Source organism: Mesobacillus subterraneus (genome assembly GCF_023715485.1).
Classification (GTDB): Bacteria; Bacillota; Bacilli; order Bacillales; family Cytobacillaceae; genus Mesobacillus; species Mesobacillus subterraneus_B.
In genome coordinates this window covers 14548-29769 of sequence record NZ_JAMBOF010000020.1, presented here as the reverse complement: position 1 = coordinate 29769, position 15222 = coordinate 14548, and the positions used below count along the sequence as shown (strand labels likewise).

The following is a 15222-nucleotide window of genomic DNA, read 5'->3' as shown; positions in this document are numbered from 1 at the left end:
TATATGAAAAGAGATGAGTATATGGAAATTTTATTAATTAGACATGGTGAATCAGAAGGGGATATCCTTCGTGTTCATGAGGGGCGTGCGGACTTATTGCTGACTGACCGCGGCCGCATGCAGGCAAAGGAAATGGCAAAAGTAGTAAAAGAGAGATATATGCCTGAAGTCATTTGGGCAAGCACATTAAAAAGGGCGAGGGAAACGGCTGAAATCTTAAGCCAGGAAACGGGAATTAAGGTAGTAGAAGATGATGGTTTACGAGAATTCAATAATGGAGTATTGGCAGGATTGCCATATGCCGAAGCGAAAATCCGCTATCCTGAACCAGAGGGCGGAAGGAAGCCTCATGAAGCGATTGAGGATGGGGAGTCTGAATTGGAATTCCGCTTCCGCGCTCAAACAGTATTTTCAAAGATTCTGGCCGAGAGTGAAGGCAGGAAGAGAATCGCGATTGTCTCCCATGGAGGCATGATTTCTAATTTGTTAAGAGCCTTCTTAAATCTTCCAGTGCTTGCTGATACCAATTTTCCAACTGGGGATACTGGTATCCACTTGCTAAAGATAAACGGAAACCAGAAGGTAGTTATGTTCATGAATGACTGCGGCCATCTGGCAAAGGTAGATTCGGAATTGATGGTATAACATAAATAAAGGCTTGTTTTCGCTTAGATTGTTGTTTTTCGAACTACGTTTTCATACCGTATAATTCTTCACCTCGTGCTCTTTTCGAGGAGGTTTCTGAATAGGGAACGCGATATAAAACCCGTAAAAATCCAAATGCCGATTTATACTTTTGGTTGGGAATCTTCAAATTTTACGAAAAGAGCCTAACTAAATTTAGCAAGAGCCCGAATCGTCCGGAATTCGGGCTCTTGCATTTATATTTTCACGATTGTACGCCCGCGATTTTCACCTTTTAAGATACTGGAAAGGACTTCAGGCAGTTCTTCTAAGGTCACTTCATTTTGGATTGTCTCTAGCAGACCCTCTGGTTTCAAGTCTGTAGCCATTCGCTGCCAAAGAATCTTTCTTGTTTCCATTGGACAATAAACGGAATCGATTCCAAGCAGATTAATTCCGCGGAGGATGAATGGGAAAACAGTTGTGGCGACATCTGTTCCGCCAGTCAGGCCGCTGACTGCCGCGGACCCGTTATAGTCAAGCTTGCTGAGAATCGCTGACAGTGTTTTGCCGCCGACGGGGTCAACTGCCGCTGCCCAAAGCTGCTTATCAAGCGGCTTGACTTTTTCTCCGACGAGATCTTCCCGGCTGATGATTTCCGCAGCGCCAATTTCCCTTAAGTAATCATGCTCCGTCTCTTTTCCAGTGCTGGCGACCACATGATAACCTCGCTTTGCCAGCATCGCAACAGCCACGCTTCCGACTCCGCCGGTAGCTCCGGTCACGAGGACCTTGCCTTTTTCGGGAGTAAGCCCATTTTCTTCGAGCCTGTGTACGGACAATGCTGCGGTGAATCCGGCTGTTCCGTATACCATTGCTTCTCTCAAAGTTAGCCCATCAGGCAAGGGCACGATCCAGTCTCCAGGAATTCGCGCGTATTCACTGAAACCGCCATAGTGGGAAACCCCTATTTCATAGCTAGTGGCGATTACCTCGTCTCCTTCTTTAAAACGGCTGTCATCTGAACGGACTACAGTACCTGCAAGGTCGATGCCGGGTACGAAAGGATATGACCTGACAATTTTTCCATTCGGGATGCTGGCAAGTCCGTCCTTATAGTTGACGCTTGAGTAAGCGACCTTGATGGTCACCTCTCCTAAAGGCAAATCCTCTAGATCAATCGTTTTTACCACTGCTGAAAAATCATCTTCTGTTTTGTTCACCATAAAAGCTTTGAAATTGTCCATAACTCCCCAACCTTTCTAGGCATGATAGCTTAAGTATAGGCAAAAACAACCCGGAATTCTAATAACTTAACTTACTCAAGGCTATCATTCTACCATTAATGAAATAGGCTTAATATGACTTTCGTTGCTGACAAAATACGAGGTATATCAACTACAATGGATTAATTCGCAGTGCAGTGGGACATCCATAGGGATAATTTGCGGATAAACCAAGGCTTCCATCAATTATCGTCACATAAAAGGGAATTATGTGACGATAAATCAAGACGTCCATCAATTATCGTCACATAAAAGGAAATAATGTGCGGATAAATCAAGGTGTCCATCAATTATCGTCACATAAAAGGAAATAATGTGCGGATAAATCAAGGTGTCCATTAATTATCGTCACATAAAAGGAAATAATGTGCGGATAAATCAAGGTGTCCATCAATTATCGTCACATAAAAGGGAATAATGTGCGGATAAATTAAGGTGTCTATCAATTATTGTCACATAAAAGGAAATAATGTGCGGATAAATCAAGGTGTCCATCAATTATCGTCACATAAAGGCTACCAAGCGTCCATTAACGAGAAAGAGTCTGCTAGTTGTTAAGTCCATCACGAATTTATTACGATTTTGTGTCCAGTTATTCTGGTGTGACGGACTTCACATATCTTTTATTCTGCCTCCCTTAAGATTTAGGTAAGTAAGGTTCATAGTGGAGGTTAGTGTTCGAAACGTTATCAAATCAATTTTTCACTATTCACAAAGTGTTTACATTTCAACCCATTTTTGACTGTTTTTCCATGATAAGATGAATTTTGAAATCGGAAACGATTTACAGGGAGGTAGCAAAGTTGTACAAATTCGAGAAATCCTTTTATTCAAAAACTAGCATGTATTCCTTTGGCGTTGTGCTCATTTTATTCTTCTCAATGTGGGTTTCGACTTCTAAGTTTGTCCATATAGATATGGCGCTCCTGGGCTATGCGATCTCATCTGCGATTTTTGCGATCGGGCTGACAATCAGGATGAGCTTCTGGATGTGGCGCAAAGCCACGAACAGGGTGGCAAAACGAAGCGTCAACAACCTTTTTAATAAAGAAAGATTGAAACGAAATTCAAAAGCTATTGTTATAACTTTTATCGATAATATCGTCTTGCAAAAATTCATATTCCAGCGTAGTTTGTACCGCGGTATCCAGCACTTCATGATTTCATGGGGCTGCATCATTTCCTTCGGGATCACATTCGGGCTTACGTTCGGATGGATGCGCTTTGATCTGATCGACCCTGAAACTTACCAAATCATCGTCTTCAATGTCCCGACGATGAAAATGGCGGCACACGGACTATTCGCTGAAATCGTCTATAACGGACTGAATATCGGCGCAATCATGGTATTGATTGGGGCAGCAATGGCGCTATACCGACGAATCACAAATTACGATGTAAAAGTTACCCAGCGGTTTGAATTCGATATTTTACCATTGTTGATTCTTCTGGCAGTAACTGTTACAGGCTTGATCCTGACTGTGCTTTATACATTCCTGGATGGCTGGATGCACCACTATATGTCGCTGATCCACCAGGTTACAGTCATTGTGATGCTCGTTTACTTCCCATTCGGAAAACTGTTCCATGTACCAATCAGGCCGCTGGCAACAGCCGTTCCAATGAGTTATCAAGAGGTGGTCAAAGTGGATACGAAAGCATGTAAAAGCTGCGGGCAGCCATACAGCAATGAAGACCAGATTGCAGATGTCCAGGCGATTTTAAAGAGCCAGAACTTCGACTTGCAGCTTTCAGACGGAACATACCTTTCAGATTACTGTACAGGGTGCCGCAGACGGATGCGTGCTATGAAACAAATGAACCTTGAAGCGCCAAAAGGCAACCCGTACGGACCAGTCAGTACAAATAACGGAATTCATATATCAGGCTTTAGCAAAAAACGCTCGGAAGATTTTTACGGAATAGACCAGGATTCGAAGGAGGAAACAGAGAATGAGCCAGTTTCTCGTTAAAGAAGGCGTGAAAAACCAGATTCGCAAAGGCGAAAAATTAGTCACAACACATTGCTGCTACTGTGGAATGCAGTGCGGAATGCACATCCGTGTCGATGAAAAAACCAATAAGGTTATGGGTGTTGAACCGCGTTATGACTGGGTTCTGACTAAAGGGAAAATGTGCCCGAAAGGCGTAACGGCTTATCAGACGATTGATCACCCGGATCGCATCAAGCGCCCTTTAATCAAGAAAAATGGCAAATTCGTAGAATCCTCTTGGGAAGAAGCGCTTGATTTAATCGAAAGAAAGTATAAAGAAATCCAGGGAACATACGGGAAGGATGCGCTTGCGGTATATGGCGGCGTATCCATGACAAACGAAAAATGCTACCTTGTCGGAAAGTACGCTCGTGTTGGGCTGGGAACTCGTTATATCGATTATAATGGCCGCTATTGCATGAGTTCTGCAGCAGGCGGATTCAATAAGACGCTTGGAATTGACCGTGGATCCTCGCTTCCATGGACTGAGCTCGAGCATAGCGACTGCTTCTTCATGGCGGGGTCTAACACGGCAGAATGTCACCCGACTAGTATCCAGTGGTTCTGGAAAGCCAAGGACAAAGGCGCGAAGCTCATTGTTGCCGATCCGCGTGAAACTGCAACTGCAAGAGTTGCCGATGTACACCTTGACCTTCTTCCAGGAACAGACTCAGCATTGGCTAACGGCATCATGCACCTTTTGATCAAGCATGATTATGTCGATCATGAGTATGTACAGGAACGTTGCAACAATTTTGAAGAATTGAAAGAAATGACTGCTAAATTCACGCCAGAATATACATCAAAAATTACGGGTGTTGCTGCTGAAAAAATCATTAAAGCGGCACACATTTTCGGTAAATCACCTCGCTCTGTCGTTATGTTCGCACGTGGTGCTGAACAGCAGACAGCAGGTGTAGATAACGTAAGTCTTTACACATCAATGGCTCTTTTAAGAGGACAAATCGGCAAGTTCGCTTCAGGTGTTGCCACTTTTACAGGACAGGGAAATGGCCAGGGTGGACGTGAACATGGTCAAAAAGCAGATTTGCTTCCAGGTTACCGCAAACTTACAGATCCAAAGGCAGTTGAGTATATTTCAGGAGTCTGGGGAATCCAGCCTGAAGAAATGCCGCAGCCAGGGGTTTCAGCATATGAAATGTTCCACCTGATGGAAGCCAAGACTATTCGCGGTTTACATGTCATTTGCTCAAATCCAGTAGTATCATCACCAAATATAAACTATGTGCAAGAACAACTTGAAAATCTCGATTTCTTAGTCGTAAATGATTTCTTCCTTTCTGAAACAGCTGAGCTTGCAGATGTTGTCCTTCCAGCGACAACATGGGCTGAGGACGAAGGGACGACTACGAATACGGAAGGCCGAATCATCCACATCCGTAAAGTGGTGGATCCGATCGGTGAATCAAAACCAGACTGGGAGATTATGAGTCTGATTGCTGAACGTCTCGGTAAAGGCCAGCACTTCCAATATAATGAGCCTAGAGAAATTTTTGATGAACTTCGTCTCGCATCAAAGGGCGGCAAGGCCGATTACTATGGTGTCACATATGAAAAAATTGATGAGCAGGACGGCGTCTTCTGGCCAGCACCTTCTTTAGATCACCCGGGAACACCTTCTATGTTCAAAGAAAGGTTCGCAACTGAAGATGGCAAAGCAAATCTTGCGGTATGTGACTACAGAGGACCTGCGGAAGTGCAGTCAAAGCAATACCCGCTATGGCTGACAACCGGCCGTGTCGTATTCCATTACCTTTCCGGGAACCAGACAAGACGCGTCGACTTCCTGAAAGAGCAATGCCCTGAGCCATTCGTCGAAATGCATCCCGAACTGGCAAGCCAGTACCAGATTGAAAACGGCGAAAGAGTGAAGCTTTCAACTCCGCGTGGCGACATGATCGCTCCGGTAAAAATAACAAAAGCGATTCGTAAGGATACGATGTTTGTCCCTTACCACTGGGGCAAAAAGCTGGCGGTCAACCAATTGACCAGCCCGGCACTGGATCCAATCTCAAGGATGCCTGAATTTAAAGTCTGCGCTGTAAAGCTCGAAAAACTGACTAAATAGGAGGAACGGCTATTATGAATAAAATTATGTACCTGGAATTTGAACGCTGTATAGGATGCCGTGCCTGCCAGGCAGCCTGCCGAGAGTGTGGAGACCATGATGCAAAAGAACGTAACTATGTAGAATATGTTGATTTTACCGAATCACGCCAGACCTTCCCGATGCTGTGCATGCAATGTAAAGACCCAGCATGTGCGCGTGTCTGCCCGGCCAACGCCATCCAGATCACGGAAGAAGGCGTGGTGCTTTCAGCGATGGAAGAAAAATGTATCGGATGCCGTAACTGTACATTTGGCTGCCCATTCGGTATCCCTAAATTCGATTTCGAAACGAACAAAATGTACAAATGCGATATGTGCTATGACAGAACACGCCACGATATCGCGCCAATGTGTGCGTCTGTTTGCCCGAGTGACGCAATTCGCTTCATCGATTTTGATGAAATGCAGCAATTGCGCAGAAAACGTACCCAAATGAACCTGGTTGAAGGCAAAAAGCCGCAAGAGGGCAATAAATGGGATTACGTACCTGAATTCTTCGGCGTTTATACTGATTCACAATCATAATTAAATGGAGCCGGCCGGAAAAGAGCGCTAAGTTCATTAGGGCCGGCTCTGTTTTGTTAAAAGGTAAGGAATTTAGCGAAAATGAGAATTTAATAGCGAAAATTTCATTTTTATAGCGAAAATCCAAATAATATAGCGAAAAACAATTTTTTATAGAGAAAAATTAAATTATATAGCGAACTGGAAATTCCCAACGATTTTTTCCAGTTTGGTTTCAACTAATTTCATTAAAGGTAGGGATTAATAACCCATCCAAAAAAAAGAGGTGCGTTCAAATGTTAAAAGGAAATGTACTGGCAATCACAAGCGGAAAAGGCGGAGTAGGGAAATCTTCTTTATCCGTAAACCTTGCGCTGGCATTGCAAAAGCTTGGCAAGTCAGTTGCAATAATCGACCTTGATATATACGGATTCAGTGTACCGAAAATCCTTAATATAGATTCAAAACCAAAAACATTTAACGGAAAAATCATCCCGGTAGAAGCGAACGGTATCAAGGTAATGTCCATGGGCTTCCTCGTGAAGGATAACGAGCCGATTGTGTGGCGCGGACCGATGCTTGGAAAAATGATTCAGCATTTTACCGAAGATGTGCTGTGGGGAGAAATGGATTATTTCATTCTGGATATGCCTCCTGGCACAGGGGATGTTGCCCTTGATATGCACCTGATGATTCCGCAAAGCAAGGAAATCGTCGTGACGACTCCGCATAAAGCAGCATCTTTCGTAGCAGAACGTGCCGGCGCAATGGCAATCAAGAGCAAGCATGATGTCATCGGTGTCGTTGAGAACATGTCTTACTTCAAACCTGAAGACAGCGAACAACAGTATTTCATTTTTGGAAAAGGCGGCGGCGAGGAGCTGGCAGCACAATTAGGTACGGATTTGCTGGCACAGCTGCCTATCCAGGAAGCGGATGAAAACAGTGAAACACCAGCGATTGCCGCTGAAAACAGTGTGCTTTTCAAGGAATATCTTAACCTGGCAGAAAAAATTGATGCTAAGTTTTAAAATAATGCAATGAACTCTATGAGCAGGAGGATTTGGCGATGACTGATGATAAAAAACAGACGCATCATGAAGATGACAAGGATATGATCAAGCTGATCGATAATCTGAACAGGAAAGATGATGTCCATTTAAATAGAAGGGCATTCTTGAAAGCTTCCTTTGGAGCCACTGTTGCAATCGGCCTTGCAACGACGCCATTTGGAATCTTTACATTCTTGCGTGATGAAAACGGTGAAGTGAAAAGAGTAGAAATCACCGATATCGACGATTTGGCAATCGGTGAATCGAGGAACTTTAATTACCCGACAAAGAATGAGCCGGCAATCCTGGTCAGAACACCAGAAGATAAATTCGTCGCATACAATAATAAGTGCACACATCTGCAGTGTCCTGTCTTTTATGAGCATAAGGAAAATGTGTTGCTGTGCCCTTGCCACAAAGGCTACTTCAATGTAGACAGCGGCCAGCCGATGGCGGGTCCGCCGCAGCGTGAACTGCCAAAAATCCTTCTTGAAATCAAAGATGGTAAGGTATATGCAGTTGGGAGGGAAGTAAGACATGGATAAAAAACGAGCAGCATTCCTTTCGATTTTCCTGTTCATTGCCGTCAATGTCGTTTCCCTTTCAAATGCGATTGAAGGGTATTACGGACATGAGGATGAGCGTGTGTATGCAGCGGTAACGGTAGCGCTGGTTTCAACCATCCTTGCAACCGCAGCATTTTTCATCTGGAAAAAAGCAGAATACAAAAAGTAGAAAGCAGCGGGCCATAGAACCCGCTGCTTTTCCATTAGCTAAACTGATTTGTCGGCACTATTCTAATGTTTGCTCCTTCAAATTTTCTCTCACCGAACAGGGTTATCAACGTGCAGCTGGTGATGCGAAACGGAGTAGTTGTGATTTCATATTCAGCGAGCAGCCCGGAGCCGAGCTCTTCGCCAGCTCCATTCAGTGCCTGCACATTCTGGCCTTCAAGTGTTCTTAGTTTTGCTTTCATCAAAAATGCCTTCCACTCATCCCAGTTTTTGATTAAATAAGCTTTCTCGCCATTCTCCAGGTAGCCTAGCTGGCATTCCCTCTCATCTATTGCAGCTTCATTTCCATAACTTAGTTCCATGATGATGTTTCTTAAAAACTGAAATTGGTCAAGGTCCAGGTACGGGTCAATCTGGAATTCGACTTCGTTTTCTGTTCCCTTAATTGTAGCTATTGTTTTATTGCCGCTGATGACGGAATATGTGCTGCCGCTCTTTTTAATATGTTCAGATTCTATATGTTCAATGGGAGTACCCATAATTCTTAAAGTAAGCAAAATAATCTCCTCTTTCGATTCCGGCTTATACCCATAATTATAATGCTATTACACTATCAACGGTGTGACAAACTTCATTCCATCCCCAGAAATTCGAGTTATAGTTCGAAAGATATAGTCAGTTCCCTTATTCGACTGCAATTGGCAAATTTATGGTTCATATATTAAAAAAGTTACAAAATTTGCAGCTGTTGTAGCGTAACTGAAAGCTTGCTGAAATATTGAATGTAAAATTGTTTGATAGAATACAATGATAAGGTTTGAAGGCAATAGCCTAGAGGAAAAAGTAAATGTTAAGAAGATTAATTTATTTTGCCAGAAGGAGCCTGATGGCTCTTTTTATGGATTCATATTCTTATAAGGTCGGAGGAAGGACATGACATTTGAAGGGCAACTAATCAAAAAGTCGTATTTTGAAACATATATGGATTCGGGAGAACGGGTACACCCAATACGCGTACTTGGAGAGTTATACCTTGCAGAACAGAAGAATGATATGCCAGATCTTTCTTACATTCGTTTTGCGCAAGGTGAGGTTTACTTTCACAATAAAGATTACGAGGCTGCTATTTTTAAATGGGAGAACATCACGAATGAGCTTGAACCTTGGGCGAAAAAAAACATGGGTGACGCGTTCCTTGAGCTAGGCCTGCTTTCTTCAGCAGAGGATCTGTATCTATCTATCGAGACTGAAAGCAACGTCCTGAAAATTGAGAGCGGCCTGCAGTTGTTATCCCTTTACATAGAGCAGGGAGAGCTTGACAAGGCGGTCGCGGTTACCAAGAAATCTGTGTCGCTGGATCCGGATTATCCAGGCGTGACGGAAATTGCTCGTGCCTTCTTCGAAGAACACAATGACTGGGACAATGCTGTTGAACTGGCAGTCAATGAAGGAGTCCGCACCGGTTCGCCAAAATGGTTTGATGTGTTGAAGCAGTATGTGGACCACGGGCATACCCGTTCATTTGCGCCGGAATATTTCAATGAGGCGTTATCAATCTTATTCCAGGTAGACAGGAGCCGCTTTGAACAGCTTGCTGTTTCTCTATGGCAAAGCTATAAAGACCACAGTGCTTATATGACTTGGCTAAAGGAATTCAATCATTTGTTCAGCGGTATGGATGGAAATAGAAGAGACGGCTGGAACATGCTATCAGCTGTCTACCAGGATTCTTATTTCGAATTGATTAATGGTGACCGGTTAATCAAGGAGATTTCATCTTTAATACCAGAATTGCTCACAAATTGGCTGAAAATCACTACACCCTCAAACAGTCTTGTATCAGCTTCATCCATCATTGCCTGGAACGAAGTTTTTCCTGGCTCAATCACTCCAGCCGCAATTCATGATGCAGAAACGCTTGTCTTGAATTCGCGCGAATATCATGAAGGCTATGAGGATAGCATGAACCTGTTCCAGTCGATCATCAATTGGGCTGAAGAACATGAGATTGAAGTCGGAAACAGGATTAAATGGATGGTTCAGGAGCTTAATGAATCCAATTCCCATAACCTGTTGGTCGCAGGTGTTTCCGGCAATGGGAAGTCCACTTTTGTGAATACGATTATTGGGGAAGACCTGATTACAGCGCCGACTGCGGCTGTCATCCGGTTTAAGGACCAGGAGAATACTGAAATCCATGAACTAAATGATACTGACGTACGCCAAATTACAGATATTGAAGGTTTTCAGGAGGCGGCAGGTGTACGTCGCCAAACGCATAAACATGAAACAGTTATTGATTTCAAAGCACAGTTTCCATTTTTGCGTGACCATGGACTTGCTCTGATTGACACTCCAGGAGTCAACCGCAACAACTATGATAAGCATCCGCTTTTCAATTATTTGCGTTTTGCGGACAGTGTATTGTTCGTGTTGAATGCGAGCGATCCATTCACTGAAAAGGAAAGGGATATCTTATCAAAAATAACGGAGTATTTCCCGAATCTGCCGATCCACTTCCTGCTTAATAAAATGGATGTCATCTACAGTCAACAGGAAGCGATTGAAGTATTCGATAATAACTGGTCAGAAATCAGTCAATATTATCCGGAAGCCAAAATGTTTGCGTTCTCTTCAACATATGATAAGCAGCAGCAGCTGAAAGATTTCTCTGATTTTATCAATACAAACAAAAGAGCAGTCAATATGGAGGAAGAACGTACGGCTAAACTGCAATTCTTTGTCAGAAGAGCGATTACCTATTTACTTGATAAGCGCATTGAATTAGAGAACAACCACATGGAGTCTATCAGCTGGAATGATGAAATGGTTGTTAAGCTAACTGGCGCAATCAATCAGCTGGGAGATATTGAAGAGGAAAAATCACGCTCAATCCAAAAGTCCTTCCGCAAGATCAAGGATGATACTCGTGCTGAAATGATCGAGAAAATTCCCGAAATACTGCGCGGGTGTTCTGATTTAGTGACAGAGGACAGCGATTTCGGCAAGCTTCATGATGAAATGGATGCTGAAATGAATAAAAGAATCCAGGAATATCTCGACGGCACGGTACTGCCTAAATTCCATGAATCCTTAGAAGGCTGGGTCCAATTTTCCAAGGATGAATTTGGCCATAGCCAATCCTACCTGGATGAAATGGCCGAAGGTTTCAATTCCATGTATGGAGATGAGCGGATTAAGCTCGAATGTGACTTCAAGGTGCTCGATGACTGGCGTCGTGATGCAGACCGCCTGACGAATGGAGTCTACTATGAGAAGGTCAATATTATGCACCGCTCAACACCGCAGCAGTTCTTTTTGAAAAGTGCAGGCAAGCTGCTCGGAGTACTGCCGCAAAACAATGCCATGCTGTACAACCGTTATAAAACATATCTTGAGACAGAAGATTATTATGAGATCGCTGTTTCGATTGCGAAGAGATTCCTTCAGCAATTTGAGATTTTCGAAAAATCGATTGAGCGCGATGTGAATCTGTTCTTTAAGCAGCCATTTATTGCACTTGAGCAGGCAGTTGAAGATGCTCGTTCAGAAATTGATTACGGCAAGAATGAGCTGGAAAAAATGAGGATCAACCCTGAACTGTACCGCGATCCATTGACACTGTACGAGGTGAAGCTTCGCCAGTACGAATGGATGACTGCTGCGGGCCGAGGGTAACGTAGGAAGGAAGATCCCTGAAGAAGGGATCTTCCTTCTTCTTTTGAGAATAAAATTTAATTTTCTAAATAATATTGACAATATGAGTATAGGAGATTAAAGTAAGATTTATCGATTTGCATCATTAACTTAATAAAGAAATTCTCTTATCAAGAGTGGCAGAGGGACTGGCCCTGTGACGCCCGGCAACCGTTCCATACGGAATTGGTGCTAAATCCTGCAAAACATTAATTGTTTTGAAAGATAAGAGAGGAATCCGTCTGTTTTATTATGCTGAAACCTCTCTTTTCTGGAGAGGTTTTTTTATTGGGTTAAATTCAGCAGATAATAAAGGGGGAAAAGAAATGAGAAAAAGAAATGTAAGAAATGTGTTTGTATCAGCGATTGCGGCTGCACTTTTGCTGACTGGGTGCGGCGGCGGAGAAACGAAGACTGCAAGCGGTCCGGTTGAAGGGGTTCCCGAGCGATTCGCTAAAGGGGAAGAAGTAAAAATCAAAGTTATCCGCAAAATTGGCGGAGATGACCATACTGCACAGTATTTAGCTGGAGCGAAAGCAGAGGGAGAAGCGTTGGGCTTCAAGGTTGACGTATTTACCGCTAATGGAGATACAGCTAAATTCCACGATGCGATTAACCAGGGACTTCAGCAGGACTATGATGGGTTCATCATTTCCCATGGGGATGACGCTGCTACTGTTGATGATGTCAAAAAGCTTGTTGAGAAAGGCAAGAGCGTTGTTACCTTCGACTCTAATCCAGATTTGGCACAGGTAGAGGGAGTCACACTGACATCCCAGGATGATGAAGTGCTGGCAACGCAAGCCCTTGACCAGCTTGTGAAGGACCACAATGGCGAAGCGAATATTGTTTACCTATGGGTGGATGGCTTCCCGCCGATGGTTAGAAGAAATAAAGTTTATCAGGAAACTCTGAAGGCAAACCCGGGAATCAAAGAGGTTGAGAGATTCGGAGTTGCAGCGGCAGATACGAGTGTCCAAACTCAAAATGCTGTAGCCGCCATGCTGAATAAGCATCAAAAAGGCGAGATTGACGCGATCTTCGCAACATGGGATGCATTTGCGATTGGAGCTGCCCGAGCAATAAAGGAAGCGGGCCGCGATGAAATCAAGATTTATGGAATTGATGTCTCTAACGCAGACCTCCAGGAAATACAAGGGGAAGGCAGCCCGTGGAAATACACCGCTGCGGTTGATCCAAAGCTGATCGGTGAAGTGAACATGAGACTGCTTGCGAAAAAACTTGCTGGCGAAGAAACCCCGGCAACATATGATCTTGAAGCATCCCTGATTTCACAGGAACAGCTTCAGGAGTCAAAAAATCCTGTAAATATGGTCAATCTTGCTGATATCATCGAAGGCTGGGGAAAATCCGATGCATTTGAGGAAGATTGGATCAAGAAATTGAAGGAGCATTACAAGAAATAACGTTTTTAAGGCAGATAACAATGCCCAAAAACGGACTTGCAAATTTTAATAGCGAAAAAAATATTTTTATAGCGAAAATCTCTTTTTTATAGCGAAAAAAATATTTTTATAGCGAAAATCTTATTTTTATAGCGAAAATGAAAATTTTATAGCGAACTGGAAATTCCACTTGATTTTTTCCAGTTCAATAAAAGAAAAAATCCATAAGCAGGCACTCTCAACCCAAGAGAGTGTCTGCTTTGCAGATTGTTAGGAGAGGAGGATCCGAAATGTCGGCTAAGAAATTGAAAATGAACAACATCACCATTGATTTTCCAGGCGTACGCGCTCTGAACGGTGTTGATTTTACCGCGGAAACTGGGAGAATCCACGCACTTATTGGTGCGAACGGGGCAGGGAAGTCGACTTTGATGAAGGTGCTCTCCGGCGCTTACGGCCATTATACGGGTGATATTACCCTGGATGGGGAGAAAATCGAGATCACGACGCCTGCCGATGCGCAAAGGTATGGAATCCAGACGGTTTACCAGGAGGTTGATACCGCAATCATCCCTTCATTGACGGTGGCCGAAAATATCATGTTGAACCAAACTGTCCAGTCGATGGAAAATAAGCATTGGATTAATTGGAATCGGCTGTTCAAACAAGCGGAAGACATTCTTTCTGGAATGAATCTTTGCATTCCTGTTAAGAAGCTTGCCGGAGAATTGACGCTTGCAGAAAAGCAGCTAGTGCTGATTGCAAGGGCAATCTCAAGCAATTGCTCCATCTTAATTCTCGATGAACCGACTGCACCTCTAAGCCATACGGAAACGACAGAGCTGTTCAGGATTGCCAGGGAACTTGCACAAAAGGGTGTTGGCATCATTTTTATTTCACACCGGATGCCGGAAATTTTTGAGCTATGTAATGAACTGACGGTCATGCGCAATGGAGAGTTTATCGTGAAGAAGAACACTTCTGAGGTCACCCCAAACCAGGTTATTGAATATATGCTTGGGAGGAAGCTGGAAGATCAGTTCCCGTCAAGAGTCAGCCCGTACGGTGAAACTCTCCTTGACGTGGAAGGCTTAACGGATGGAGGTAAAGTGAAAAACACCTCACTCCATGTAAAAGCAGGAGAAATTGTTGGCATTGCTGGCCTGGTCGGAGCAGGCAAGACTGAGTTGTGCAAAGCCCTGTTTGGGGCAGTGCCGCATGTTACAGGTACAGTAAAGCTTAATGGAAAAAGCCTAAAGCTGACCAGTCCGCATTCAGCCGTTAAAAGCGGGCTCGCCCTCGTGCCGGAGGAAAGGCGGAAGGAAGGAGTGCTCGTATCCGAATCAGTCACTTCAAACCTGACCGCTGTAAATCTGAAAAAATTCACTGGATTCCTAAGTTTTATAAACAGGCGCGCAGAAAAGAAGACTGCGCTCGAATACATAAGTGCCCTTGGTATCAAGACATCCTCAGAAACAAGCAGAGTGGAGAACCTTTCAGGCGGGAACCAGCAGAAGGTGGCGATTGGCAGATGGCTGATTGCTGATGCAGAGGTTTACATTTTTGACGAACCGACAAAAGGAGTGGACGTAGGAGCGAAACGGGATATTTTTGAGTTGATTGCCCAACTCGCAGCTCAAGGGAAGGGTGTAGTTTATGCATCCTCGGAGCTGTCAGAAATCGTCGGCATCACGAATCGTGTTTACATGCTCTATGACGGTGAACCCGTCAAGGAGCTGGAAACCGCAAAAACAACAGAAGAAGAACTTTTATTCTATTCAACAGGAGGAAGATAG

Annotated in this window: 12 protein-coding genes and 1 riboswitch; of the genes, 10 read left to right on the top strand and 2 right to left on the bottom strand. The window is 43.8% G+C overall.

What is annotated here, in order from left to right; translation table 11 throughout:
• Window positions 1-21: 21 nt before the first annotated feature.
• On the top strand, window positions 22-645 hold the full coding sequence (locus M3204_RS20630; protein WP_251487150.1) for a histidine phosphatase family protein: 624 nt from the start codon (window positions 22-24) through the stop codon (window positions 643-645).
• Window positions 646-881: 236 nt separating this feature from the next.
• On the opposite strand, the gene M3204_RS20625 is transcribed toward M3204_RS20630, so the two are convergent.
• Complete coding sequence (locus M3204_RS20625; protein ID WP_251487147.1) at window positions 882-1871, bottom strand: NADPH:quinone oxidoreductase family protein; 990 nt, start codon at window positions 1869-1871, stop codon at window positions 882-884.
• Between the two features lie 842 nt (window positions 1872-2713).
• Between M3204_RS20625 and M3204_RS20620 the strand changes: the two genes are divergently transcribed.
• The 6 genes from M3204_RS20620 to M3204_RS20595 all read left to right on the top strand — a co-directional run bounded on the left by M3204_RS20620 (window position 2714) and on the right by M3204_RS20595 (window position 8325).
• Window positions 2714-3883 carry an MFS transporter gene (locus tag M3204_RS20620; protein WP_251487144.1) on the top strand — a complete coding sequence of 390 codons (1170 nt, stop codon included), beginning with the start codon at window positions 2714-2716 and terminating at the stop codon, window positions 3881-3883.
• On the top strand, window positions 3864-5993 hold the full coding sequence (gene fdhF / locus M3204_RS20615; RefSeq protein WP_251487141.1) for a formate dehydrogenase subunit alpha: 2130 nt from the start codon (window positions 3864-3866) through the stop codon (window positions 5991-5993). The genes M3204_RS20620 and fdhF overlap by 20 nt, the downstream gene beginning before the upstream one ends.
• A 14-nt stretch (window positions 5994-6007) precedes the next feature.
• On the top strand, window positions 6008-6559 hold the full coding sequence (locus M3204_RS20610; RefSeq protein ID WP_251487136.1) for a 4Fe-4S dicluster domain-containing protein: 552 nt from the start codon (window positions 6008-6010) through the stop codon (window positions 6557-6559).
• Window positions 6560-6834: 275 nt separating this feature from the next.
• Window positions 6835-7569: an Mrp/NBP35 family ATP-binding protein gene (locus tag M3204_RS20605; RefSeq protein WP_251487133.1), complete on the top strand. Its 735-nt coding sequence runs from the start codon at window positions 6835-6837 to the stop codon at window positions 7567-7569.
• 38 nt (window positions 7570-7607) lie between these two features.
• Entirely contained in the window at window positions 7608-8135 is a 528-nt protein-coding gene (locus M3204_RS20600; protein WP_251487128.1) for a ubiquinol-cytochrome c reductase iron-sulfur subunit, read from the top strand.
• Entirely contained in the window at window positions 8128-8325 is a 198-nt protein-coding gene (locus tag M3204_RS20595) for a hypothetical protein (protein WP_251487125.1), read from the top strand. Before M3204_RS20600 ends, M3204_RS20595 begins: the two co-directional genes overlap by 8 nt.
• A gap of 34 nt (window positions 8326-8359) precedes the next feature.
• Here the strand turns inward: M3204_RS20595 and M3204_RS20590 are convergent, their stop codons facing one another.
• Complete coding sequence (locus M3204_RS20590; RefSeq protein WP_251487122.1) at window positions 8360-8881, bottom strand: hypothetical protein; 522 nt, start codon at window positions 8879-8881, stop codon at window positions 8360-8362.
• Between the two features lie 376 nt (window positions 8882-9257).
• On the opposite strand from M3204_RS20590, the gene M3204_RS20585 reads away from it, so the two are divergent.
• From M3204_RS20585 to M3204_RS20575, 3 genes are all read left to right on the top strand, one after another.
• Window positions 9258-12002, top strand: a complete 2745-nt coding sequence (locus tag M3204_RS20585) for a dynamin family protein (RefSeq protein ID WP_251487119.1) — start codon at window positions 9258-9260, stop codon at window positions 12000-12002.
• Window positions 12003-12145: 143 nt separating this feature from the next.
• A riboswitch (SAM riboswitch) is annotated at window positions 12146-12252 on the top strand.
• Between the two features lie 94 nt (window positions 12253-12346).
• The gene (locus tag M3204_RS20580) at window positions 12347-13447 is read left to right on the top strand and encodes a sugar ABC transporter substrate-binding protein (RefSeq protein WP_251487116.1); all 1101 of its coding nucleotides are present in this window, start codon (window positions 12347-12349) and stop codon (window positions 13445-13447) included.
• A 269-nt stretch (window positions 13448-13716) separates the two neighbouring features.
• Window positions 13717-15222 (top strand): sugar ABC transporter ATP-binding protein, encoded by a 1506-nt coding sequence (locus M3204_RS20575; RefSeq protein WP_251487113.1) that lies wholly within the window; start codon window positions 13717-13719, stop codon window positions 15220-15222.

Coding starts and splice junctions, on each gene's coding strand:
- M3204_RS20630 (WP_251487150.1), top strand. CDS start 22: ATGGAAATTTTATTAATTAGACATGGTGAATCAGAAGGGGATATCCTT.
- M3204_RS20625 (WP_251487147.1), bottom strand. CDS start 1,871: ATGGACAATTTCAAAGCTTTTATGGTGAACAAAACAGAAGATGATTTT.
- fdhF (WP_251487141.1), top strand. CDS start 3,864: ATGAGCCAGTTTCTCGTTAAAGAAGGCGTGAAAAACCAGATTCGCAAA.
- M3204_RS20610 (WP_251487136.1), top strand. CDS start 6,008: ATGAATAAAATTATGTACCTGGAATTTGAACGCTGTATAGGATGCCGT.
- M3204_RS20605 (WP_251487133.1), top strand. CDS start 6,835: ATGTTAAAAGGAAATGTACTGGCAATCACAAGCGGAAAAGGCGGAGTA.
- M3204_RS20600 (WP_251487128.1), top strand. CDS start 7,608: ATGACTGATGATAAAAAACAGACGCATCATGAAGATGACAAGGATATG.
- M3204_RS20595 (WP_251487125.1), top strand. CDS start 8,128: ATGGATAAAAAACGAGCAGCATTCCTTTCGATTTTCCTGTTCATTGCC.
- M3204_RS20585 (WP_251487119.1), top strand. CDS start 9,258: ATGACATTTGAAGGGCAACTAATCAAAAAGTCGTATTTTGAAACATAT.
- M3204_RS20580 (WP_251487116.1), top strand. CDS start 12,347: ATGAGAAAAAGAAATGTAAGAAATGTGTTTGTATCAGCGATTGCGGCT.
- M3204_RS20575 (WP_251487113.1), top strand. CDS start 13,717: ATGTCGGCTAAGAAATTGAAAATGAACAACATCACCATTGATTTTCCA.